This window comes from Streptomyces xiamenensis, assembly GCF_000993785.3.
Lineage (GTDB): Bacteria > Actinomycetota > Actinomycetes > Streptomycetales > Streptomycetaceae > Streptomyces > Streptomyces xiamenensis.
The window spans coordinates 4,937,725-4,956,855 of sequence record NZ_CP009922.3 but is presented as its reverse complement, the minus strand read 5'-3'; the positions used below and the strand labels follow the sequence as shown (position 1 = coordinate 4,956,855).

22 protein-coding genes are annotated in these 19,131 nt (G+C 71.4%); 9 read left to right on the top strand and 13 right to left on the bottom strand.

Translation table 11 applies throughout. The annotated features are described in order from the left end of the window. Nucleotides 1-50: 50 nt before the first annotated feature. Nucleotides 51-668, bottom strand: coding sequence for a TOPRIM nucleotidyl transferase/hydrolase domain-containing protein (locus SXIM_RS22855; RefSeq protein WP_030730392.1), 618 nt, complete (start codon nucleotides 666-668; stop codon nucleotides 51-53). A 168-nt stretch (nucleotides 669-836) separates the two neighbouring features. Here SXIM_RS22855 and SXIM_RS22850 point away from each other — a divergent pair, with 168 nt between their 5' ends. After that, a complete protein-coding gene (locus SXIM_RS22850) occupies nucleotides 837-1,112 on the top strand; it encodes a hypothetical protein (RefSeq protein ID WP_148236154.1) in 276 nt (91 codons plus the stop codon). 27 nt (nucleotides 1,113-1,139) lie between these two features. Here the strand turns inward: SXIM_RS22850 and SXIM_RS22845 are convergent, their stop codons facing one another. After that, a complete protein-coding gene (locus SXIM_RS22845; protein ID WP_030730387.1) occupies nucleotides 1,140-2,111 on the bottom strand; it encodes a magnesium transporter CorA family protein in 972 nt (323 codons plus the stop codon). A 139-nt stretch (nucleotides 2,112-2,250) separates the two neighbouring features. On the opposite strand from SXIM_RS22845, the gene SXIM_RS22840 reads away from it, so the two are divergent. From SXIM_RS22840 to SXIM_RS22825, 5 genes are all read left to right on the top strand, one after another. Continuing rightward, on the top strand, nucleotides 2,251-3,486 hold the full coding sequence (locus SXIM_RS22840) for an arginine deiminase (RefSeq protein WP_030730386.1): 1,236 nt from the start codon (nucleotides 2,251-2,253) through the stop codon (nucleotides 3,484-3,486). 101 nt (nucleotides 3,487-3,587) lie between these two features. Continuing rightward, the gene (gene argF, locus SXIM_RS22835; protein WP_030730385.1) at nucleotides 3,588-4,586 is read left to right on the top strand and encodes an ornithine carbamoyltransferase; all 999 of its coding nucleotides are present in this window, start codon (nucleotides 3,588-3,590) and stop codon (nucleotides 4,584-4,586) included. 101 nt (nucleotides 4,587-4,687) lie between these two features. After that, entirely contained in the window at nucleotides 4,688-5,200 is a 513-nt protein-coding gene (locus tag SXIM_RS22830; protein ID WP_246156921.1) for a GNAT family N-acetyltransferase, read from the top strand. A 105-nt stretch (nucleotides 5,201-5,305) separates the two neighbouring features. Beyond that, a complete protein-coding gene (locus tag SXIM_RS27575) occupies nucleotides 5,306-5,467 on the top strand; it encodes a hypothetical protein (RefSeq protein ID WP_168222790.1) in 162 nt (53 codons plus the stop codon). Then, a complete protein-coding gene (locus SXIM_RS22825; RefSeq protein ID WP_246156920.1) occupies nucleotides 5,464-6,903 on the top strand; it encodes a glycosyltransferase family 2 protein in 1,440 nt (479 codons plus the stop codon). The genes SXIM_RS27575 and SXIM_RS22825 overlap by 4 nt, the downstream gene beginning before the upstream one ends. Here SXIM_RS22825 and SXIM_RS22820 read toward each other — a convergent pair. Then, entirely contained in the window at nucleotides 6,900-7,517 is a 618-nt protein-coding gene (locus SXIM_RS22820; protein WP_046725005.1) for an O-methyltransferase, read from the bottom strand. The genes SXIM_RS22825 and SXIM_RS22820 overlap by 4 nt on opposite strands. 71 nt (nucleotides 7,518-7,588) lie before the next feature. Here SXIM_RS22820 and SXIM_RS22815 point away from each other — a divergent pair, with 71 nt between their 5' ends. Beyond that, entirely contained in the window at nucleotides 7,589-8,359 is a 771-nt protein-coding gene (locus tag SXIM_RS22815; protein WP_030730379.1) for an alpha/beta fold hydrolase, read from the top strand. A 287-nt stretch (nucleotides 8,360-8,646) separates the two neighbouring features. Here the strand turns inward: SXIM_RS22815 and mmuM are convergent, their stop codons facing one another. From mmuM to SXIM_RS22770, 9 genes are all read right to left on the bottom strand, one after another. Then, nucleotides 8,647-9,513: a homocysteine S-methyltransferase gene (gene mmuM, locus SXIM_RS22810; protein WP_030730377.1), complete on the bottom strand. Its 867-nt coding sequence runs from the start codon at nucleotides 9,511-9,513 to the stop codon at nucleotides 8,647-8,649. Continuing rightward, the gene (locus SXIM_RS22805; protein WP_030730374.1) at nucleotides 9,513-10,433 is read right to left on the bottom strand and encodes an LLM class F420-dependent oxidoreductase; all 921 of its coding nucleotides are present in this window, start codon (nucleotides 10,431-10,433) and stop codon (nucleotides 9,513-9,515) included. The genes mmuM and SXIM_RS22805 overlap by 1 nt, the downstream gene beginning before the upstream one ends. A gap of 23 nt (nucleotides 10,434-10,456) precedes the next feature. Further along, nucleotides 10,457-10,798 carry a nucleotide pyrophosphohydrolase gene (locus SXIM_RS22800; protein WP_030730371.1) on the bottom strand — a complete coding sequence of 114 codons (342 nt, stop codon included), beginning with the start codon at nucleotides 10,796-10,798 and terminating at the stop codon, nucleotides 10,457-10,459. Nucleotides 10,799-11,095: 297 nt separating this feature from the next. Continuing rightward, nucleotides 11,096-11,434: a helix-turn-helix domain-containing protein gene (locus SXIM_RS22795; protein WP_030730368.1), complete on the bottom strand. Its 339-nt coding sequence runs from the start codon at nucleotides 11,432-11,434 to the stop codon at nucleotides 11,096-11,098. 808 nt (nucleotides 11,435-12,242) lie between these two features. Then, nucleotides 12,243-12,515, bottom strand: coding sequence for an SCO5918 family protein (locus tag SXIM_RS22790; protein WP_043177201.1), 273 nt, complete (start codon nucleotides 12,513-12,515; stop codon nucleotides 12,243-12,245). 54 nt (nucleotides 12,516-12,569) lie between these two features. Beyond that, the gene (locus SXIM_RS22785) at nucleotides 12,570-12,959 is read right to left on the bottom strand and encodes a CBS domain-containing protein (RefSeq protein ID WP_046725004.1); all 390 of its coding nucleotides are present in this window, start codon (nucleotides 12,957-12,959) and stop codon (nucleotides 12,570-12,572) included. Nucleotides 12,960-13,007: 48 nt separating this feature from the next. Then, on the bottom strand, nucleotides 13,008-14,486 hold the full coding sequence (locus tag SXIM_RS22780; protein ID WP_030730360.1) for a DEAD/DEAH box helicase: 1,479 nt from the start codon (nucleotides 14,484-14,486) through the stop codon (nucleotides 13,008-13,010). A gap of 294 nt (nucleotides 14,487-14,780) precedes the next feature. After that, nucleotides 14,781-14,984, bottom strand: a complete 204-nt coding sequence (locus SXIM_RS22775) for a cold-shock protein (protein ID WP_030730357.1) — start codon at nucleotides 14,982-14,984, stop codon at nucleotides 14,781-14,783. A 406-nt stretch (nucleotides 14,985-15,390) separates the two neighbouring features. Next, nucleotides 15,391-16,749: a class I SAM-dependent RNA methyltransferase gene (locus tag SXIM_RS22770; RefSeq protein WP_030730354.1), complete on the bottom strand. Its 1,359-nt coding sequence runs from the start codon at nucleotides 16,747-16,749 to the stop codon at nucleotides 15,391-15,393. A gap of 255 nt (nucleotides 16,750-17,004) precedes the next feature. On the opposite strand from SXIM_RS22770, the gene SXIM_RS22765 reads away from it, so the two are divergent. Together SXIM_RS22765 and SXIM_RS22760 are read left to right on the top strand one after the other, a co-directional pair. Next, a complete protein-coding gene (locus tag SXIM_RS22765; protein WP_030730351.1) occupies nucleotides 17,005-17,676 on the top strand; it encodes a potassium channel family protein in 672 nt (223 codons plus the stop codon). Then, nucleotides 17,673-18,362 (top strand): potassium channel family protein, encoded by a 690-nt coding sequence (locus tag SXIM_RS22760; RefSeq protein ID WP_030730348.1) that lies wholly within the window; start codon nucleotides 17,673-17,675, stop codon nucleotides 18,360-18,362. The genes SXIM_RS22765 and SXIM_RS22760 overlap by 4 nt, the downstream gene beginning before the upstream one ends. Before the next feature lie 49 nt (nucleotides 18,363-18,411). Here the strand turns inward: SXIM_RS22760 and SXIM_RS22755 are convergent, their stop codons facing one another. Then, entirely contained in the window at nucleotides 18,412-19,125 is a 714-nt protein-coding gene (locus SXIM_RS22755) for a DUF3159 domain-containing protein (protein WP_030730345.1), read from the bottom strand. Nucleotides 19,126-19,131: the final 6 nt, after the last annotated feature.

Here is a 19,131-nt window from a genome sequence, read left to right as displayed (position 1 = left end):
CGCCGCACGGCGTCGTTCACCGGGGCGGGACCGGACGCGCGGCCCGTCGTTCACAGCGTGGCGAACAGCTCCTCCAGCGGGGCGGGGACGTCGCGTGGCCCCAGGGCCTCGACCAGGACCCGGCCGTAGTGGATCTTGCGCCCCTTCTTCGTGCCGAGGAAGCGTCGCATCCGCTGGTGCGCGGTGCGCTCGCGCTGGGCGGGCTGGCGTTCGAAGGTCTCCAGGGCCCGCAGGTCGCCCTCCGCCCGGATCAGCTCGCGCACCCGGGGCACGCCCAGGGCGCGGATCAGCTCGTCCTCCAGGTCGGCGGCGCAGACGAAGAACGTGCGCGGCGAAGCGGCCGTGGGCGCCAGCGCCTTCTCGTAGAAGGGGCGCTCCCGCGCGTCGCACAGTCCGGTCAGGCGCAGGCCCAGACCCTCAGGACCGAGCAGGCGGGCGAAGCGCCCCACGCTCATCGCACCGCCGATGGGCAGGACGCAGACCCCTTCGGCATCCAGCTTCCGGCCACGGCCGGCGGCCAGCGCCTCGACCGCCGCGACATCGCTCGGGCCCTCCAGCAGGACGGCCGCCCGTACGGGCAGGCGCGCGGCCAGCTCGGCCGCCACGTCGCCGGGGCCACCGGCGGCCCACGTGATGACCGCCTCCCGGAAGGACTCCATATCAGCCATGACTCCGAGTCTCCTCCCCCACCGGGCGGCAGGACAGAGGTTTTCCCCGGCACACCCATGTGTGGGAACTGTGCGATCCAGGCGCCCATCGGTGCATGATCGTGTGCGCGACGGGGGAACACTCCCTCACGGACGGTCAACCATCTGACTGCGCTGAGGAGTTCCATCATGAACCAGACGACGCATCAGACACCGGGTCGTGCGATGGAGCACCGGACAGCCCGCTGGACACTGTTCCTGTTCGCCGCCACCGGCCTGCTGGCCCTGCTCGCCTCCCCCGTCATCGCCCTGTACGGGCTGCTGTTCGGCGCGGGTGGGCTGGTCGCCACCGGGGTGCTGGCGCGGCGGCACGACAGTGTCGCGACGACGGCCGCCACCGTGATCTTCGCCGGGCTGCTGGCCGGGAGCCTGCCCTATCTGCTGGCCGGGGCCTTCCTGCCCTGACCCGCACGGCCCCGCGCCCCGTGGGCGTCACAGCCAGTCGTTGCGGCGGAAGAGCACGAACAGCAGCACGGTGATGCCCACGATCAGTGTGCTGGAGGTGATCAGCCCGAAGTGGTCGCTGAAACCGGGGTACGGGACGTTCTGCCCGTAGAACCCGGTGATCGCGGTGGGCACGGCGATGATCGCCGCCCAGCTGGTCACCTTCTTCATGATGAGGTTCATCCGGTTGCTCTGGACGGACAGGTTCGTCTCCATCACGGAGGCCACCATGTCGCGCAGTGACTCGGTCCACTCGGCGGCCCGCAGCACGTGGTCGTAGATGTCCTGGTAGTACGGCATGAGCGGGCCGGTCACCACCCCCAGCCCGGGGCGCATCAGGGTGTTGACGACCTCGCGCATCGGCAGCACCACCCGGCGCAGCCCCACCAGGGACTTGCGCAGCTCGTACGCGTCGCGCTGCACCTGCCGGATCCGCCCCGGGTCCTCGGCGAACAGCAGCTCCTCCAGTTCCTCGATGGCGTCGTCCATCTGCTGGACGGCCTGGAAGTGCCCGTCCACGAGATGGTCCAGGAGCCCGTGCAGCAGAAAGCCCACGCCCTGGTCCGCGAGGTCGGGGCTGTCGTCCCAGCGGGCGACGACGTCATCGATGTCGAACCCGTCGTCCTGGCGCACGGTGATCAGCGCCTGGCCGGTGATGAAGGCGGCGATCTCGGTGGTGCGCAGCCCGCCGCCCGGTTCGACGATGACCGCGTAGCCGCTGAAGAACTCGTGCGCCCGGTAGCGGTCGAGCTTGGGGCGCTGGCCGGCCTTGGCGGCGTCCTCCAGGGCCAGCTCGTGCAGGCCGAACTCCTGGCCGACCCGGGCGAGCTTCTCCGCGCTGGGGTGGAGCAGGTCCAGCCAGATCAGCGTGGCGGGATCGGCCAGATGATCGGAGATCTCCTGGACCGGGAAGTCCTCCCGGATCAGCGATCCGCCACGGTACAGCCTGCTGCGCGCCATGTTCCGACACTATGGGCCATCGGCCCGGAGCACACGGCGCCCCGGCCCGGGACACGGTCCCGCCCGCCCGCGCGGACTGTCAGGAACCTGATCGCGCAACGGGAGGGGCAGCACGGGACGGATGACGCAGGATGGGGACATGACCTTCCATGTCGACTCCGAGACCGGGCGGCTGCGCCGCGTCATCCTGCACCGGCCCGGTCTTGAACTGAAGCGGCTCACCCCGAGCAACAAGAACGATCTGCTCTTCGACGACGTGCTGTGGGTGCGCCGGGCGCAGCAGGAGCACGACACCTTCGCCGAGCTGCTTCGCGAGCGCGGCGTCACCGTGCATCTGTTCGGGGAGCTGCTCGCCGAGTCGCTGGCGATCCCGGCGGCGCGGGGCCTGGTGCTCGACCGGGTCTTCGACGAGCGCGAGTACGGGCCGCTGGCCACCGATGAACTGCGTTCGGTGTTCGAGGGGCTGCCGGACGAGGAGCTGGCCGAGGCGCTGATCGGGGGCATGACCAAGCGGGAGTACCTGGACGCGCACCGCGAGCCGTCCTCGGTGCGGTTCCACGTGATGGAGCAGGACGACTTCCTGCTCCAGCCGCTGCCCAACCACCTGTTCACCCGGGACACCTCGGCGTGGGTGTACGACGGGGTGGCCATCAACGCGATGCGCTGGCCGGCCAGGCAGCGCGAGAGCGTGCACTTCGAGGCGATCTACGGGCACCACCCGCTGTTCGCCGGGCCCGGGGCCGGGGCGTTCCACCGGTGGTCGGAGGGGCAGGGCGGGCATCCGTCCACCATCGAGGGCGGGGACGTGCTGGTGATCGGCGGCGGTGCCGTGCTGGTGGGGATGAGCGAGCGGACCACGCCGCAGGCGGTGGAGCTGCTGGCGCGGCGGCTGTTCGCGACGGGTTCGGCGCGCGTGATCGTGGCGCTGGACATGCCCAAGCGGCGGGCGTTCATGCACTTGGACACGGTGCTGACGATGGTGGACGCGGAGAGCTTCACCCAGTACGCGGGGCTGGGGATGCTGCGGTCGTACACCATCGAGCCGGGTTCGGACGACGGGGGGCTGAAGGTGACCGACCATCCGCCGGAGCACATGCACCGGGCGATCGCGGCGGCGCTGGGCCTGGACTCCATCCGGGTGCTGACCGCGACGCAGGATGTGCACGCGGCGGAGCGGGAGCAGTGGGACGACGGCTGCAACGTACTGGCGGTGGAGCCGGGCGTGGTGGTGACGTACGAGCGCAACGTGACGACCAATACGTATCTGCGGCGCAGCGGCATCGAGGTGCTGGAGATCCCGGGCAGTGAGCTGGGGCGGGGACGGGGCGGGCCGCGCTGCATGAGCTGCCCGGTGGAGCGGGATCCGGTGAGCTGAGCCGGCCGGGCCCGACGGCCCTTGCATAGCCATGAGAGGGCCCGTATAGAATTCCAGCCATCGAACACCGTCAGTCATCTTTTCGGATCAGGAGCCCTCTCATGGCGACAGAACTCACCGGCCGCCACTTGCTCAAGGAACTGGACCTCACCCCGGAGGAGTTCCGTTCCCTGGTCACCCTGGCCGCCGAGCTGAAGGCCGCCCGGCGCGCCGGGGCCGAGGAGCGGCGGCTGGTGGGCAAGAACATCGCGCTGATCTTCGAGAAGGCGTCCACCCGTACCCGCTGTTCGTTCGAGGTGGCGGCGGCCGACCAGGGGGCCGCCACCACCTATCTGGACCCCTCGGGCACCCACGTCGGATACAAGGAGTCGGCCAAGGACACCGCGCGGGTGCTCGGCCGGATGTTCGACGCGATCCAGTACCGGGGCTCCGCCCAGCAGACGGTGGAGGAGCTGGCCGCGCACGCCGGGGTCCCGGTGTACAACGGCCTCACCGACGACTGGCACCCCACCCAGATGCTCGCCGACGTGCTGACCATGACCGAGCACAGCGACCGGCCGCTGGAGGAGATCGCCTACGCCTACCTCGGCGACGCCCGCAACAACATGGGCAACTCCTACCTGGCCACCGGCGCGCTGCTCGGCATGGACGTACGGATCGTCGCGCCGCGCGTGCTGTGGCCCGAGGACACGGTGGTCGCCGCGGCGCGGGAGCTGGCGGAGCGCACCGGGGCCCGGATCACGCTGACCGAGGATGTCGCCGAGGGCGTGGCGGGCGCGGACTTCGTGGCCACCGATGTGTGGGTGTCGATGGGTGAGCCGGTCGAGGCGTGGGAGGAGCGGATCGGGCTGCTGACCCCGTACGCCGTCACCATGGACGTGCTGCGCGCCACCGGAAACCCGGACGTCCGTTTCCTGCACTGCCTGCCCGCCTTCCACGACCTGGGCACCCAGGTGGGCCGTGAGCTGCACGAACGCTACGGTCTCAGCTCGCTGGAGGTCACCGACGAGGTCTTCGAGTCGCAGCACTCGGTGGTCTTCGACCAGGCCGAGAACCGGATGCACACCATCAAGGCAGTGATGGTGGCGACCCTGGGCTGACGCCCCGGTGACCGCCCGCGCCGGGAAATGCGTTGAGCGCGGGCGGGGTTGGCTGGTATCTGTCAGGGATGCTGACCGGAGATCTTGTACGACTGCGGGCGATGGAGCCCGACGATGCCGAAGCCCTGTGGCGCTGGAACCACGACCCGCAGGTGATGCGCTGGCTGGACACCTCCTACCCCCAGTCACTCGCGCAGACCCGCCGCCGGATCGAGGAACGGGAGCCCAACAGCAGCTATGAACGGCTGCTGCTGGCCGTCGAGACCCGGGACGAGGGCCGGCTGATCGGGGTGACCGATCTACGCGACTTCGAGGCCGAGAACGGCATGGCCGTGCTGGACATCTACCTGGGCGAGAAGGACTCCTGGGGCCAGGGCTACGGCACGGACGCCGTCCGCACGCTGTGCCGCTACGGCTTCGACCAGTTGCGGCTGCACTCCATCACGCTGTGGGTGGCGGCCGACAACGCCGCCGCCCGCCGCGCGTACGCCAAGGCCGGATTCACCGAGGACGGCCGGCAGCGCGACGGCTTCCGCCGCGACGGGCGCTGGCACGACCTGATCCTCATGACCGTGCTGGAGAACGAGCTGCGGCCGCCGGAGTACACCGGCTGAGCCACCGCCGGGCGGCGGACGGGGGCCCTCGTGGCGCCCTCCGCCGCGCTGCGCCGCAGGACAGATGGTCATATTCTCCCGGTATCGCTTCCCGTGGAGGTGCTCATGTCCTATGGATCGATCGCCGGGCCCGGCGGAACCCTCGCCGCCACCGGGCTGGCCGCCGGACAGCTGTGGCTGGTGGTGGCCAGTGCCGCCTTCGTCCTGGTGGGGGCGCTCGTGGTGCGGGTGTCCTTCCGGCGGCGGCGCGGGGCGCTCTCGCCGTGACGCACCGGGCCTCGGGGGTCGGCCGCTGGCCGGGCGTCCCCGTACTGCACCGGGCCTGGCACCGTTCACCCTGGCTGCTCGTCCCGCTGGGCCTGGTGCCGCTGACCGGCTTCGCCGCGTGGGTCATCGCGCACGCCGTGACCACCGTGCGCGAACTCCTGGGAGCGCACCCGGGCGGCCTCGCCGTTCCCTGGCTCGTCTCCTTCGTCCTGCTGTGGTGGGTGCCGCTCTCCTGGCTCGAACGCCCCAGGCAACCGCCCCCCGCCCCCGGCCATCACCCGGATGCCCTCACGGTGACGGTGCAGATCCCGGTCTACAACGAGGACCCGGCCATCCTGCGCGCCTGCCTGCACTCGGTGCTCGTGCAGTCCAGGCCGGTCACCCGGATCCGCGTCGTCGACGACGGATCGGCGCACCCGGACGGCACTCCCCTCACCTACGACGGCGTCCGCGACACGTTCCTGCGGCGCGCGGCAGCCCGCGGCATCACCGCGACCTGGGACCGGACCCCCAACCGGGGCAAGCGGCACGCCCAGATGCACGTCCTGGCGCAGGACGACGCCGACATCTTCGTCACCCTCGACAGCGACTCCGTCCTGGACCCGGACGCCGTGGCGGAAGGGCTCAAGCCCTTCGCCGACCCCGCGGTCCAGTCCGTGGCCGGCCAGGTGCTGGTGCTCAACCACGACGCCAACGCGCTGACCCGGCTGATCACCCTGCTCTATCTGCCGTTCACCCGGGGTCTGCGCAGCGCCCAGTCGGTGCTGCGCCGGGTCACCATCAACTCTGGCACCCTCGCCTTCTACCGCGCGGGTCCGGTGCGCGCCGCCGCGGGCGTCTACGAGAACGAGCGGTTTCGCGGGCGGCCGATGCAGATGAACGACGACTCGATGCTCACCTTCTACGCGCTGCTCGCCGGGGACACCGTCCACCAGCCGTCCGCGCTGGTCTTCACCCTCGTGCCGCAGCGCTGGTCGCACTATCTGCGCCAGCAGATGCGGTGGATGCGCGGCACCACCGTGCGGCATCTGTGGTGGCTGCGCTACATGCCGGCCGCTGGTGTGGTGTTCTGGACCACGGTCGCCGAGTATCTGCACATCCTGCTCGGCCTCGTCATCCCGGTGGTCCTGCTCGCGCACCCCGGCTACCGGCCCCACCTGGGCACGGTCGTGACGCTGGGTCTGCTGATCGGGGTGGCCATGAGTTATCTGATGGCCCTGCGCCTGTTCACGGTCGGGCGCACCGACATGACCGGGTGGCAGACCGCGCTGCTGTTCGCCGCCGCCCCGCTCGCCGCCGCCTGGCGCACGGTGGTGCTGCGTCCGCTGTATCTGTACGCCATGGCCACCTGCCACCGGGTGAACCGCTGGGGCACCCGCTCCGCCGTGGAGGTCGACCTCGTCACCCGCCGGGAGACGGCCGGGACCGGCGCCTAGGAGATGTCCGACGGCTGGCGCCGGGTGCCTACCACCGTGGCCAGGTCGGGGGCGAGGCGCAGTTCGGTGACGTGCAGGGCGGGGTGGGTGAGCCAGTGCAGGCGGGCGTGGTCGACCGCTCCCCCGTGGGTGGGCGGCCAGGTGGTGGACGGCGTGAAGTCGTCGATGACCACCGTGCCGTGCGGGGCGAGCAGATCTCGCGGGTCGGCCGGGGTGTCCCCGGGCGCCTTGCCCTGGCCGCCGCCGTCCAGCACCAGCAGGTCGAACGGGCCGTGCGCGACGAGGGCGGTCCACTCGGCGTGCACCACGGTGACCCGCGCGTCGTCCGCGAACACCTCGGCCGCCAGCGCGGCCCGCCGCGCGTCGCGTTCCACACTCACCAGCCGCACCCCGGGCCCCGCCCCGGCGGCCAGCCAGGCCAGCCCGACGCCACAGCCCGTACCGGTCTCCCCGATCGCCGCGGTGGCCCCGCCCGCCAGCGCGTACAGCAGCCGGCCCTGCTCCGGGCGGCACGAGAAGGCGAAACCCGCCGCCCGTGCCGCCCGCAGGGCCCGCGCCACCGGCGGGGGCACATCGGTGAGTTGCTTGTAGGCGTTTGTCCCACGCTCCGTCATGGGGTGATGATGTCCCTGACCTACTCCTCGTGAACGAGGGGATTCACAGGGTTCCGCAACGAAGGAATCGGATGAGCCACCCTTATCTCTCCCATGATGTTGCAGGAGAAGGACCGGCGGTGCTGTTGCTGCACTCCTCGGTCTGCGACCGCCGGATGTGGGACCCGCAGTGGCGGGTCCTGATCGACGCGGGCTTCCGGCTGATCCGGCCCGACTTCCGGGGGCACGGTGACAGCGCGGCCCCGCTCGGTCCGCACAGTGACGCGGAGGACGTCCGGGATCTGCTCGATGAGCTGACCGTGGACCGGGTGGCCGTGGTCGGCTCCTCCTTCGGGGGGCGGGTGGCGCTGGAGTTCGCCGCCCGCTGGCCCGAACGGGTCGGCTCGCTCGCCCTGCTGTGCGCGGGCGCCCCCGGCCACCGGCCCTCGCCCTCGCTGGCCGCCTTCGACGACAAGGAGGACCAGCTGATCGAGGCGGATGACATCGCCGGGGCGGTCGAGCTGAACGTGAGCACCTGGCTGGGCCCGGACGCCGACGGCAACACCCGGGCGATGGTACGGCTGATGCAGCGGCGGGCGTTCGATGTGCAGCTGGCGGCCGAGGAGTTCGACGCGCTGCCGCCGCCGGAGCCGCCGCGGCCGGCCCGGATCGGCGCCATTCCCGTGCTGGCGGTCTCCGGCGCCCATGACTTCGCCGACTTCCGCGAGATCGCCGCGTCCCTGCCGCACCAGTTGCCCAACGCCCGCCATCTGGAGCTGCCCTGGGCCGGCCATCTGCCGTCCCTGGAGCGCCCGGCGGAGGTGGCCGACCTGCTGGTGGGTTTTCTGCGCAACCCCGTGTGAGGAGGGCCGGAGCGCGGGCCGGACGGGCGGGGAAGCGATGGCCGGCGCGCGCTCCGGAGGTGGCGGCGCACCTCTGCCCTGCACGGCGGAGGTTCGCGGCACCGGTGCGATTCTGCCGGAGTTCCGCACGTCCCGCGCACCGTGACACCGTGATCAGGTCACGATGCGTAGTGCAATAGCTACATACTGTTAAAGATTCAAGCTCATCGGTACGGTGCTCACCTGGGCCTTTGTCCGTCCGGGCACCACCACCGGGCTGCCGGGCGCCCCCACAACACGGCTGGAATTCACACCCGCAACACGGCTGCCAGCTCGGCGATCCGGGCCGGCCCCACCCGGCAGCAGCCACCGATCAGCCCGGCCCCCGCCGCCCGCCACTCCAGGGCCAGCGCCGGATCGAACCGGTCGGGGCCGTACCAGCCGCCCCGCGCCGCGTCCCACAGCTCACCGCTGTTGGGATACGCGATCGCCGGTTTGCCCGTGAGCCGCACCGCCAGCCGTACCGCGTCCGTCACCTCGTCCGGCGCGCAGCAGTTCACCCCGGTCGCCACCACCTGCTCCTCCCCCGCCGCCAGCGCGAACGCCTCCGCCAGCGGCTGCCCGGCCCGGGTGCGCCCGCCGGCCACCGTGTACGACAGCCACACCGGGATGCCACAGCCGCGGGCCGCCCGCAGCATGGCCCGGGCCTCGGTCACCTCCGGCACCGTCTCCAGCGCCAGCAGATCGGGCCCGGCTGACGCCAGCGCCTCGATGCGGCGCCGGTGGAAGGCGGTCAGCTCCGCCTCGGTCAGCCCGTACCCGCCCCGGTACTCGCTCCCGTCCCCCAGCACCGCCCCGTACGGGCCCACCGACGCGGCCACCAGTACGCCTGGGCCGCCCGCCTCGCGGGCCAGGGCCACGCTGTCGCGCAGCAGCCCGGCCGCCGCCGGAGCCGCGACCCCCCGGCGAGCGAGGCCCTCGAAGGACGCCTGATAGCTCGCGGTGATCAACACCCGCGCCCCGGCCCGTACGTAGGCGCGGTGTGCCGCCAGCAGCTGCCCCGGATCGTCCGCCAGCAGCCGCGCCGTCCACAGCTCCCCGGACAGCTCGCACCCCTGGTCCCGGAGCCGGTCGGAGAGACCGCCGTCGAGAACCAGGGGCGCGGGAGGCGGCATCAGAGCTGGCTCTGCACCTGGGAGGCGATCAGCTCCAGATGGTCCAGGTCGGACAGGTCCAGGATCTGGAAGTAGATCCGGGTGGCGCCGAGTTCGGCGTAGCGGCCGATCTTGTCGACCACCTCGGCGGGCGAGCCGGCCAGTCCGTTCTCGCGCAGTTCGTCCGGCTGGCGGCCGATCGCCGCCGCACGGCGGGCGACCTCGGCGTCGTCCCGGCCGACACAGGCCACCAGGGCGTTGGAGTAGACCAGCTCGCCCGGGTCCCGGCCGATCTCGGTGGCGGCCGCCCGCACCCGGTCGAACTGGGCCGCGCTGTCGGCGACCGAGGCGAAGGGGATGTTGAACTCGTCCGCGTAGCGGGCCGCCAGCGCCGGGGTCCGCTTGGGGCCCAGGCCACCGAGCAGCACCGGCACCTTCGCCTGCGCGGGCTTGGGCAGCGCGGGCGAGTCGGCCAGCTGGTAGTAGGCACCGTCGTAGGAGAAGGTGTCGCCCGGCTGGGTCTCCCACAGGCCGGTCACGATGGCCAGCTGCTCCTCCAGGCGCGGGAACTTCTCCTTCGGGAACGGGATGCCGTACGCGGTGTGCTCCTCCTCGAACCACCCCGCACCGAGCCCCAGTTCGACCCGGCCGCCGGACATGGCGTCCACCTGGGCCACCTGGATGGCCAGCACGCCGGGCAGCCGGAAGGTGCCCGCGGTCATCAGGGTGCCCAGACGGATACGGCTGGTCTCGCGCGCCAGGCCGGCCAGCGTGATCCACGCGTCGGTCGGGCCGGGCAGCCCGTCCACACTGCCCATCTTCAGATAGTGATCGGACCGGAAGAAGGCGTCGAAGCCGTATTCCTCCGTGGCCTTGGCGACGGACAGCAGGGTCTCGTAGCTGGCGCCCTGCTGCGGTTCGGTGAAGATACGCAGATCCATGGCCCCATTGTGTCCCCTGGAGATCACTGAACGGGAAAGCGCTCCTCGTTGCGGTCGATCTTGGCGTCGAGCGCGGCCAGCGGATCCACGCCCAGCACCGTGCACAGCTGGAGCAGGTAGGCGAGCACGTCGGCGATCTCGTCCTCGACCCGGGCGGCGCTCTCGGAGTCCTCCATGACGGTCGCGGACAGCTCGGGGGTGAGCCACTGGAAGATCTCCAGCAACTCCCCGGCCTCCACGTTCAGGGCGGCCGCCAGGTTCTTGGGCGTGTGGTACTGCCCCCAGTCCCGGGCGGCGGCGAAGGCCGCCAGCCGGTCCTGGAGAGCGGCGATCCGGTGAGAGTGTGCGGAGTCGGTCACGCCCATGGGTCTATCACCGTCGGGACGGGCGGCGGGCACCGGGCCCGCCACCCGGGCGGTACGGAACGCGGGAACGCGGCCCCTCAGCCGCCGCGCCGTGCCCGGCGCGGTGGCCGCCGGCTCCGCCATGACCAGGGTGAACCGTGGGGCGGCACGGGGTTCTGCGGCCGCCCGGCCGGGTGGTGGACACCCGGATCTTCGAAGGAGCGCCACGGCCCAGCGGCCGGTGGCCCCGGCGGACGGTCACCATCACCGCGCGCACGGCGGCGCCCCGGGGCGCGGGTGACGGGGGGCACCCTCGTCTCAGGCCTCGCCCGGCGAGTCGGGTGGGCCGGCGGCGCGGCGGTGTTCGGCGTTGATGCGCTGGGCCTCTTCGAGCTGGTCTTCCAGGATGACGATGCGGCACGCGGCCTCGACGGGGGTGCCCTGATCGACGAGTTCCCGGGCGCGGGCCGCGATGCGCAGCTGGTAGCGGGAGTAGCGCCGGTGACCGCCCTCCGAGCGGAGCGGGGTGATCAGCCGGGCCTCACCGATGGCGCGGAGGAACTGGGGAGTGGTGCCGAGCATCGCGGCAGCCCGGCCCATGGTGTAAGCGGGGTAATCGTCGTCGTCGAGACGGCCGAAGGAGTCGTCCGCTGTCATCTTGCCTCTCTGTGGAACGCCTGGAGGGCCCTGGTGCCGTACCGGCACCAGGGCCCTGAAGGAACTGCTACACCATCTGCCGGCCTTTGTTCCGCACCGGCCTTCTTGTTCCGCAGGTCCACCCGGGAGTGGGCGGGGAATGCGGAGATCGCGGATGTGTGACCGGGGATCACCTGGGTCTCGGTGTCCTGCGGTACCGGGCTCATGCCTGCCGCCCGGGCGATCTCGATGGCGCCGAGGTCCTCCGTTCTTCCCTCTGTATCCCTGACTCGTCAAACGGGCACTGCGTACTGCGCTGTGCTGCTGCAGCGGCGACGCCGAGGATGAAGCGCCGCCGCTCAGCCAATTTACCGCTCGCGGTGGCCCCTGATCACCGCGGGCCACCCGGTCCGGTCGTCAGCCCCGTCGCCCTGCGACAACTCCGGCTCCGACGCTCCACCACCGCACCGTCCTGCGAACTGCGTCTACTGCTGCCCGGCAGTTCGTGTCTGCCGGGCTTCCCTGATCTCCGCTACAAGAGAAACCATAACGGCACTGCCGTCGAAAAGCTACTCCAGACGCCATAGATTTCTGCTTGCCCGAAGATGAGAAACCCGCTGCCCGGCCCCGGGGCGCGAGGCTGCTTCGCGCCCGGACGGTTGCGGCCCCCGGAATACCGACCCGCACCGGCCCGAACGGGCTCCTGGCCCAGGCCGGTACACGCGATGTGCACATGCCGAAGCCCGGCACACCGCTGATCGACATGGTCGATCCGGCAGGCCGGGCTGGGAGGCAGAGGCGGGGCGGGGGCGTCCCGCTCCCCGGTCCCTTACGGGAGCGGGGCGCTCGTGGTCGCGGGCACCGCGTCGGGAAGAGAGCGGCAGGTGAAGCCGAGCCGCGTCATGGCCCGGAGTACCTCGCCCGCGCTGAAGTCACGGCGGTCCTGGCGGGTGATGACCTGGCCGACTTGCTTGACCGGGTAGTGGCGACGGCCGATGATCACCGATTCGCCGGTGATCGGTTCGGGCTTGACGCCCTTCATCGATGCCAGCACGCCGTCCTTGGTGAGCTCGAAGGGGAAACGGGCGATGACGCAGCGCATGTGACCTCACAGCGAGAAGGAGAGGGAAGGGGGTCCGACCGGAGACGTGACGGATCAGTGAGAACGGAGGAGCCCGCCCGGGGTACCGGCCCGCGGGCCGGTACCCCGGCAGGAGCCCGCGGCGCGCTCGGTCACCGCCGCGGCGGTCACGGCTGAGGGAAACGCTCCGTGATCACCGATGATGTCGCGCAGGCGGACGCGGTCCGTATACGCGGAGCATTCCCGCACGGCGGCGAGTTCGGCCCGGGTCACCGAGCCGGTGCCCTGGTCGTCCTGGTCACAGACGACCAGTCGGCCCGTGCCTGCGGCGGTCATGACGGCCCAGGCCACCTCGACACTCATGTCGTCACAGACCTGCGGCCCCGCCGGGTCCATGTCCTGGTCCGGTGTCCTGTGCGCCGAGGCGGGGCTCGCCGGGGCGTACTGCGTCTGAATCGGCGTCACGGGTTCCTCCCAAGGGAAAGGGTCGGCTTTCTGATCAGGAGGTCCTGGCTAGGGCTTGCGTGCGGACGCGCGCCGGGCCGCCGCGGTGGGACGGCGCCTGCCCCGGGAAGAAGCGCTGCTCCTGGGGCGTTCGGTCACCACCGGTGCCGCGACCACGACCGGGATGCCGGACGGGGCCTGGGCTCCGGTGATCCGGCTCAGGGCGGCGTCGCCCGAGCGGACCTGGGTGGTCTGCGGCTGGATTCCGGCGTCCGCCATGAGCTTGGCCATGGACCGGCGCTGGTTCGGCGTGACGAGGGTGACGACACTGCCGGACTCGCCGGCGCGGGCGGTACGGCCGCCCCGGTGGAGGTAGTCCTTGTGGTCGGCCGGCGGATCGACGTTCACGACGAGGTCGAGGTTGTCCACGTGGATGCCACGCGCCGCGACGTTGGTCGCCACCAGCGCACTGACGTCCCCCGCCTTGAACTGCGCCAGCGTGCGGGTCCGCTGCGACTGTGACTTGCCACCGTGCAGCGCGGCGGCGCGGACTCCGCTCCTGAGCAGATCCCTGGTCAGTCGGTCCACGGCGTGCTTGGTGTCCAGGAACATGATCACGCGTCCGTCACGGGCGGCGATCTCGGTCGTGGTCGCGTGCTTGTCGGCACCGTGGACGTGCAGGACGTGGTGCTCCATGGTCGTCACAGCACCGGCCGAGGGATCGACCGAGTGCACGACAGGGTCGGTCAGATAGCGGCGCACCAGCAGATCGACGTTGCGGTCCAGGGTGGCGGAGAACAGCATCCGCTGCCCCTCCGGGCGCACCTGGTTGAGCAGCGCGGTGACCTGCGGCATGAACCCCATGTCGGCCATCTGGTCGGCCTCGTCCAGCACCGTGATGTCCACGTGGTTCAGTCGACAGTCGCCCCGGGTGATGAGGTCCTTGAGCCGGCCGGGGGTCGCGACGACGACCTCGGCCCCACCGCGCAGGGCGCCGGCCTGCTTGCCGATCGACATCCCGCCCACCACCGTGGCCAGCCGCAGCTTGACGGAGCGGGCGTACGGCGTGAGCGCGTCGGTCACCTGCTGCGCCAGCTCACGCGTCGGCACGAGGATGAGCCCCAGCGGCTGGCGCGGCTCGGCACGCCGGCCGACGGTGCGGGCGAGCAGGGCGAGACCGAACGCGAGCGTCTTGCCGGAACCGGTGCGACCGCGCCCCAGTACGTCGCGGCCGGCGAGCGAGTTCGGCAGTGTCGCGCTCTGGATCGGGAACGGGGCGGTCACACCCTGCTTCCCGAGTTCGGCCAGGAGCTGCCGCGGCATGTCGAGATCGGCGAAGGCCGCGGCGGCGGGCAGCGCTGGGGTGATCGTCTTGGGGGGAGCGAACTCACCCTGTACCGCGGCGTTCCGGTGGCCGTGACCACCCGAGCGTGCGGGCCTTTCGGAACGGCGCGGCGCGGAAGCGCCGAAGCGGCCGCCTCCCTTTCCGGCGCCCGCACCGGTGTGACGGGTGCCGGCGGAACGGTCTTTCGTACGGGTGCGGTTCATGCGGAACCCTCCTTGATACGGCACATATCAAGGAATCCCGCGGCTATGAGCAGCCCGGAGAATACAAGTATGGACCGATGACAGATAAAGCCCTGACAGGGCCGGATGATGTTTATACCGGTGCGGTTCTAAATACGTGGGGCAATGGAGGCGTCATATCGGCGCGCCCAGCATTCTGGGAGATCATGCGCACTGCTCCGGTTCGCCGAACGAATGAGTACCGGATCACAAAACGCACGGAGCTGGGCTCGTACCCCGAAGGGTACGACCCCAGCTGCGTAACGTGCGTCAGTGTCAGGCCGGAACGATGTTCTCGGCCGTCGGGCCCTTCTGGCCCTGCGCGATGTCGAAGCTCACCTTCTGGCCTTCGAGCAGCTCACGGAAGCCCTGGGCCGAGATGTTCGAGTAGTGGGCGAACACATCGGCGCCGCCACCGTCCTGCTCGATGAATCCGAAGCCCTTTTCCGCGTTGAACCACTTCACGGTGCCAGTAGCCATTTTATATCTCCTTTGAGGCAGTATATCGAAGTCCGCATTGCACGGACCCCGTATTGCCGCAATGATCAACCCGCCCGGAAATGACCGGAAATACAAAAGAGCTCTCGGCCGGCGAAGCGGGCGAGGGCACTTGAAGTTTCGGGAACCACAACTGCAACTGAGACCGACAGTAGCACACGGGAACAGCGCCTGCCCGGTGAATAATTTCCCGTCACCCGCTACGGCAAAAGCCTCGCCGCACGGCCCGTGAAATTCTCACCTCACGGACACAGATATTGGTTCACGCGGAGTGCAACGTCGCGGTGACAGCGATCGTGCGGAAGCCACCACCGGGAGAACGGCCCGTGCGGTGTCAACCGTGCGGAGTCCGCGCGGGCGCGCGGCGGACCCCGGCCGTCACCGCGGCTCAGGCACCTTTGGCCGCGGGCTCCAGGATCGCCACGCACTCCATGTGATGCGTCATCGGGAACAGGTCGAACGCCCGCAGGAAGCGCGGGACGTAGCCGACCGCGCGGAAGTGCGCCAGGTCGCGGGCGAGGGCGGCCGGGTCGCAGGCGACGTAGCCGATGCGGCGGGCGCCCAGGGTCGCCAGGTGTTCCACCGTGCGCTTGCCGGCGCCCGCCCGGGGCGGGTCCAGCACGATCAGGTCGGCGCGGGTGATTCCGGTGCGCGGCAGCACCTGATCGACCCGGCCGTGCTCGATCCGGACGCGGGGAGCGTCCGCCAGGTTGTGCCGGGCGTCCTCCACCGCGCGCTTGGAGGACTCGACGCCGACCACCGCGCCGGTCTCCCCGACGCGGGCGGCCAGCGCGCCCGCGAACAGGCCCACGCCGCAGTACAGATCGAGCGCCGTCTCGCCCTTGCGCGGGGTGAGCCCGCGCATGAGGGCGTCCACCAGCAGCTCGGCGGCCTGCGGATGCACCTGCCAGAAGCCGCCCTCGCCGACCCGCCAGGTACGGCCATCGGCCCGCTCCCGTACGAAGGTCCGCCCGTGCACCGGGTGCAGGGTGCGCTGCCCGGGGCCACCGCCCTTGCCGCGCTTCTCCTGGGCGCGCATCACGGACACCGGCCGGTCCAGCTCGACCAGCGGCAGCCGCCCGCCGGGGCGTGGGGTGAGCACCACCATGCGGTCGTTGGAGCCGGTCGCGGCGATCGCGTCCACGGAGGCGATCTGCGGCCAGCTGCGCGCCTCGACGCCCAGCTCGCTGACGCCCTCGGCCGCGATCAGGCAGCGGTCGATCGGCTCCACCTCGTGGGAGCGGCTGCGGCGCAGCCCGGCGCGGCCCTCGGCGTCGATCGCGTACTGCACGCGGGTGCGCCAGGCGGGCACCTCGCCGGGGGCGACCTTGTCACCGGGGGCGGGCTCGACCGTGCCGTCCCAGCTGACCTCCTCGGGGGTGACCCCGGCCAGCTGGGCCAGCAGCTCGGTGAGGACCGCGGCCTTGAGCTTGCGCTGGGCGCCCGGTTTCACGTGCTGCCAGTCGCAGCCTCCGCAGCGCCCGGGGCCGGAGAAGGGGCAGGGCGCCTCGATGCGTTCCTTGGCGGGGTCGAGCACGGTGACGGCGTCGGCGCGCAGGAAGCGCGAGTCGGCACGCCCGTCGGTGACGCGGGCGACGACCCGCTCGCCGGGGAAGGTGTGCCGTACGAAGAGGACCTGGCCGCCGGGAGTGCGTGCCACGCAGTGGCCGCCGTGGGCGACCGGGCCGATCTCGACCTCGTACTCCTCGCCGACCAGCGACGCCGCCGTGGGGGTGGATTCAGGCATGGTGGCGACGGCTCCAGAGCGCGAAGAGGGGGTGAGGGAAACAACGGCCGCCCAGTCTACGGGCTCCCCCGCCGCCCGCCGAACGGCAGTGCCCCGCCGCCCGGCCGCCATCAACGCGCCCGGCGGCCCGTACGCGGGCGGCGCACCGCGTGCCGGGCGCCCGGCCGGACAGTGCGGGGGCGGCCGGGTAGCGTGGTGCCGACGGGCCGGGTAACGGGTACCGGCCGGCGGAGAGAAGGTGCGGGCGCAACGGCTATGCACATCGTGATCATGGGCTGCGGACGCGTCGGTGCGACCCTCGCGCAGACCCTTGAGGAGCGGGGGCATTCGGTCGCGGTCATCGACCAGGATCCCAAGGCGTTCCGCCGGCTGGGCTCCGGGTTCGGCGGCCAGCGGGTGACAGGCCCCGGCTTCGACCGGGACATCCTGGCCGAGGCCGGGATGGCGGACGCGGGGGCGTTCGCCGCCGTCAGCAGCGGCGACAACTCCAACATCATCGCCGCCCGGGTGGCCCGCGAGGTGTTCGGTGTGGAGAACGTGACCGCCCGGATCTACGACCCGCGCCGCGCCGAGGTGTTCGAGCGGTTCGGCATCCCGACGGTGGCCACCGTGCGCTGGACTGCGCACCAGATGCTGCGGCGGCTGCTGCCCGCGGGCGCCGAGCCGCTGTGGCGCGACCCCAGCGGCGGGGTGCAGCTGTCCGAGGTGCACATCACCCCGGCGTGGGTGGGGCACAAGGTGAGCCACTTCCAGGAACGCACCGGTGTCCGGGTCGCCTTCCTCACCCGGATGGGTGAGGCGATGCTGCCGACGTCGCGCACCGTTCTCCAGGAGGGCGATCTGGTGCACGTGATGATGTACAGCGATCAGGTGGCCGATGTCGAGGCGGCCTGCCTCCAGGGTCCTGACGAGGGGCGGCAGCCATGAGGGTGGTGATCGCCGGGGCCGGTGCGGTGGGCCGTTCCATCGCCGGGGAGCTGCTGGAGAACGGCCACGAGGTGCTGCTGATCGACAACGCGCCCGAGGCGGTCGCGGTGGAACGGGTCCCGGAGGCCGAGTGGCTGCTGGCCGACGCCTGTGAGATCGCCACCCTGGACGAGGCTGCCCTGGAGCGCTGCCAGGTGGTGATCGCCGCCAGCGGCGACGACAAGGTCAACCTGGTGGTCTCCCTGCTGGCCAAGACGGAGTACGGGGTGCCACGGGTGGTGGCCCGGGTCAACAACCCCAAGAACGAGTGGCTGTTCAACGACGCCTGGGGCGTGGATGTGGCGGTCTCCACGCCGCGGCTGATGTCGGCGCTGGTGGAGGAGGCGGTGAGCGTCGGCGATCTGGTGCGGCTGCTGCGCTTCAGCCAGGGCGAGGCCAGCCTGGTGGAGCTCACCCTGCCGCAGGGCGCGGCGCTGGTGGGCACCCGGGTGGGCGAGGTGGCCTGGCCGCAGGACACCGCGCTGGTGACGATCATCCGCGGGGTGAAGGTGCTGATCCCGGATCCGGACGACGCGCTGGCGGCGGGCGACGAGCTGCTGTTCGTCGCCGCACCCGCCCGCGAGGCCCAGTTGCAGGCCCTGCTGTCGCCGCGCCCGCCCAAGGAGGGCGGGAAGAACACCGGGTGAACCGGGGGTTCTGTCCCGGCCGGGACAGAACCGGGCGGAGCCGGGAAGGCTAGGGCATCTTCTCGGCGGCGGCCGCCCGCTTGCGCTCCGCCTCGCGTTCCTTCTCGGCCTTCTCCTCGGCCTCCATCTCGGCGACCACATCGATCGGTGCCGGGGCCTTCACCAGGATGATCCAGGTCAGATAGACGGCCAGCAGGAAGGGTGGGATGCCCAGCGCCACCCGCAGCCAGCCCAGCTGCGTGGCGTCCCCCCAGAAGTAGATGGGGAAGGTGATCGCCGACTTGGCCAGCAGGATCGCGCCCCACACATAGCTCGCCTTGACGTAGGCGGCCTTGCGCCCCGGGTTGCGGGTGCGCCAGGAGAGCATCTCGCGGAACACCGGGCCCAGGATCAGCCCGAGCAGGGGCACGCCCGCCGCCGCCGTGGCCACATAGGCGACGCCCAGGCCCAGGGTGTAGAGCATCCCGGGCAGGTAGAAGTTCTTGGCGTCGCCCGACATCATCGCGAAGACCGCGCCGAACGCCACCCCGAAGACGCCGCTGAAGGCGTGCTTGACGGTGTCGCGCTGGATCAGCCGGCTCACCGCGAGCACCGCGGAGATCGTCAGGGCGGCGATCGCGGAGATCTTGATGTCGCGGTTGATCGTGTAGCTGAGGACGAACACCAGGCCGGGCACCGTGGTCTCCACCATGCCGCGCACGCCGCCGAACGCCTCGAAGAACGCCGCCTTGGTGGCCGCCTGATCGGGTGCCTGCGGGGCCATGGGCGG

Coding starts and splice junctions, on each gene's coding strand:
- mmuM (WP_030730377.1), bottom strand. CDS start 9,513: ATGCCGCCTCCCGCGCCCCTGGTTCTCGACGGCGGTCTCTCCGACCGG.
- SXIM_RS22780 (WP_030730360.1), bottom strand. CDS start 14,486: ATGAACCGCACCCGTACGAAAGACCGTTCCGCCGGCACCCGTCACACC.
- argF (WP_030730385.1), top strand. CDS start 3,588: ATGGCGACAGAACTCACCGGCCGCCACTTGCTCAAGGAACTGGACCTC.
- SXIM_RS22765 (WP_030730351.1), top strand. CDS start 17,005: ATGCACATCGTGATCATGGGCTGCGGACGCGTCGGTGCGACCCTCGCG.
- SXIM_RS22800 (WP_030730371.1), bottom strand. CDS start 10,798: ATGGGCGTGACCGACTCCGCACACTCTCACCGGATCGCCGCTCTCCAG.
- SXIM_RS22830 (WP_246156921.1), top strand. CDS start 4,688: ATGGAGCCCGACGATGCCGAAGCCCTGTGGCGCTGGAACCACGACCCG.
- SXIM_RS22770 (WP_030730354.1), bottom strand. CDS start 16,749: ATGCCTGAATCCACCCCCACGGCGGCGTCGCTGGTCGGCGAGGAGTAC.
- SXIM_RS22790 (WP_043177201.1), bottom strand. CDS start 12,515: ATGCGCTGCGTCATCGCCCGTTTCCCCTTCGAGCTCACCAAGGACGGC.
- SXIM_RS22760 (WP_030730348.1), top strand. CDS start 17,673: ATGAGGGTGGTGATCGCCGGGGCCGGTGCGGTGGGCCGTTCCATCGCC.
- SXIM_RS22820 (WP_046725005.1), bottom strand. CDS start 7,517: ATGACGGAGCGTGGGACAAACGCCTACAAGCAACTCACCGATGTGCCC.
- SXIM_RS22840 (WP_030730386.1), top strand. CDS start 2,251: ATGACCTTCCATGTCGACTCCGAGACCGGGCGGCTGCGCCGCGTCATC.
- SXIM_RS22775 (WP_030730357.1), bottom strand. CDS start 14,984: ATGGCTACTGGCACCGTGAAGTGGTTCAACGCGGAAAAGGGCTTCGGA.
- SXIM_RS22795 (WP_030730368.1), bottom strand. CDS start 11,434: ATGACAGCGGACGACTCCTTCGGCCGTCTCGACGACGACGATTACCCC.
- SXIM_RS22855 (WP_030730392.1), bottom strand. CDS start 668: ATGGCTGATATGGAGTCCTTCCGGGAGGCGGTCATCACGTGGGCCGCC.
- SXIM_RS22815 (WP_030730379.1), top strand. CDS start 7,589: ATGAGCCACCCTTATCTCTCCCATGATGTTGCAGGAGAAGGACCGGCG.
- SXIM_RS27575 (WP_168222790.1), top strand. CDS start 5,306: ATGTCCTATGGATCGATCGCCGGGCCCGGCGGAACCCTCGCCGCCACC.
- SXIM_RS22845 (WP_030730387.1), bottom strand. CDS start 2,111: ATGGCGCGCAGCAGGCTGTACCGTGGCGGATCGCTGATCCGGGAGGAC.
- SXIM_RS22850 (WP_148236154.1), top strand. CDS start 837: ATGAACCAGACGACGCATCAGACACCGGGTCGTGCGATGGAGCACCGG.
- SXIM_RS22805 (WP_030730374.1), bottom strand. CDS start 10,433: ATGGATCTGCGTATCTTCACCGAACCGCAGCAGGGCGCCAGCTACGAG.
- SXIM_RS22755 (WP_030730345.1), bottom strand. CDS start 19,125: ATGGCCCCGCAGGCACCCGATCAGGCGGCCACCAAGGCGGCGTTCTTC.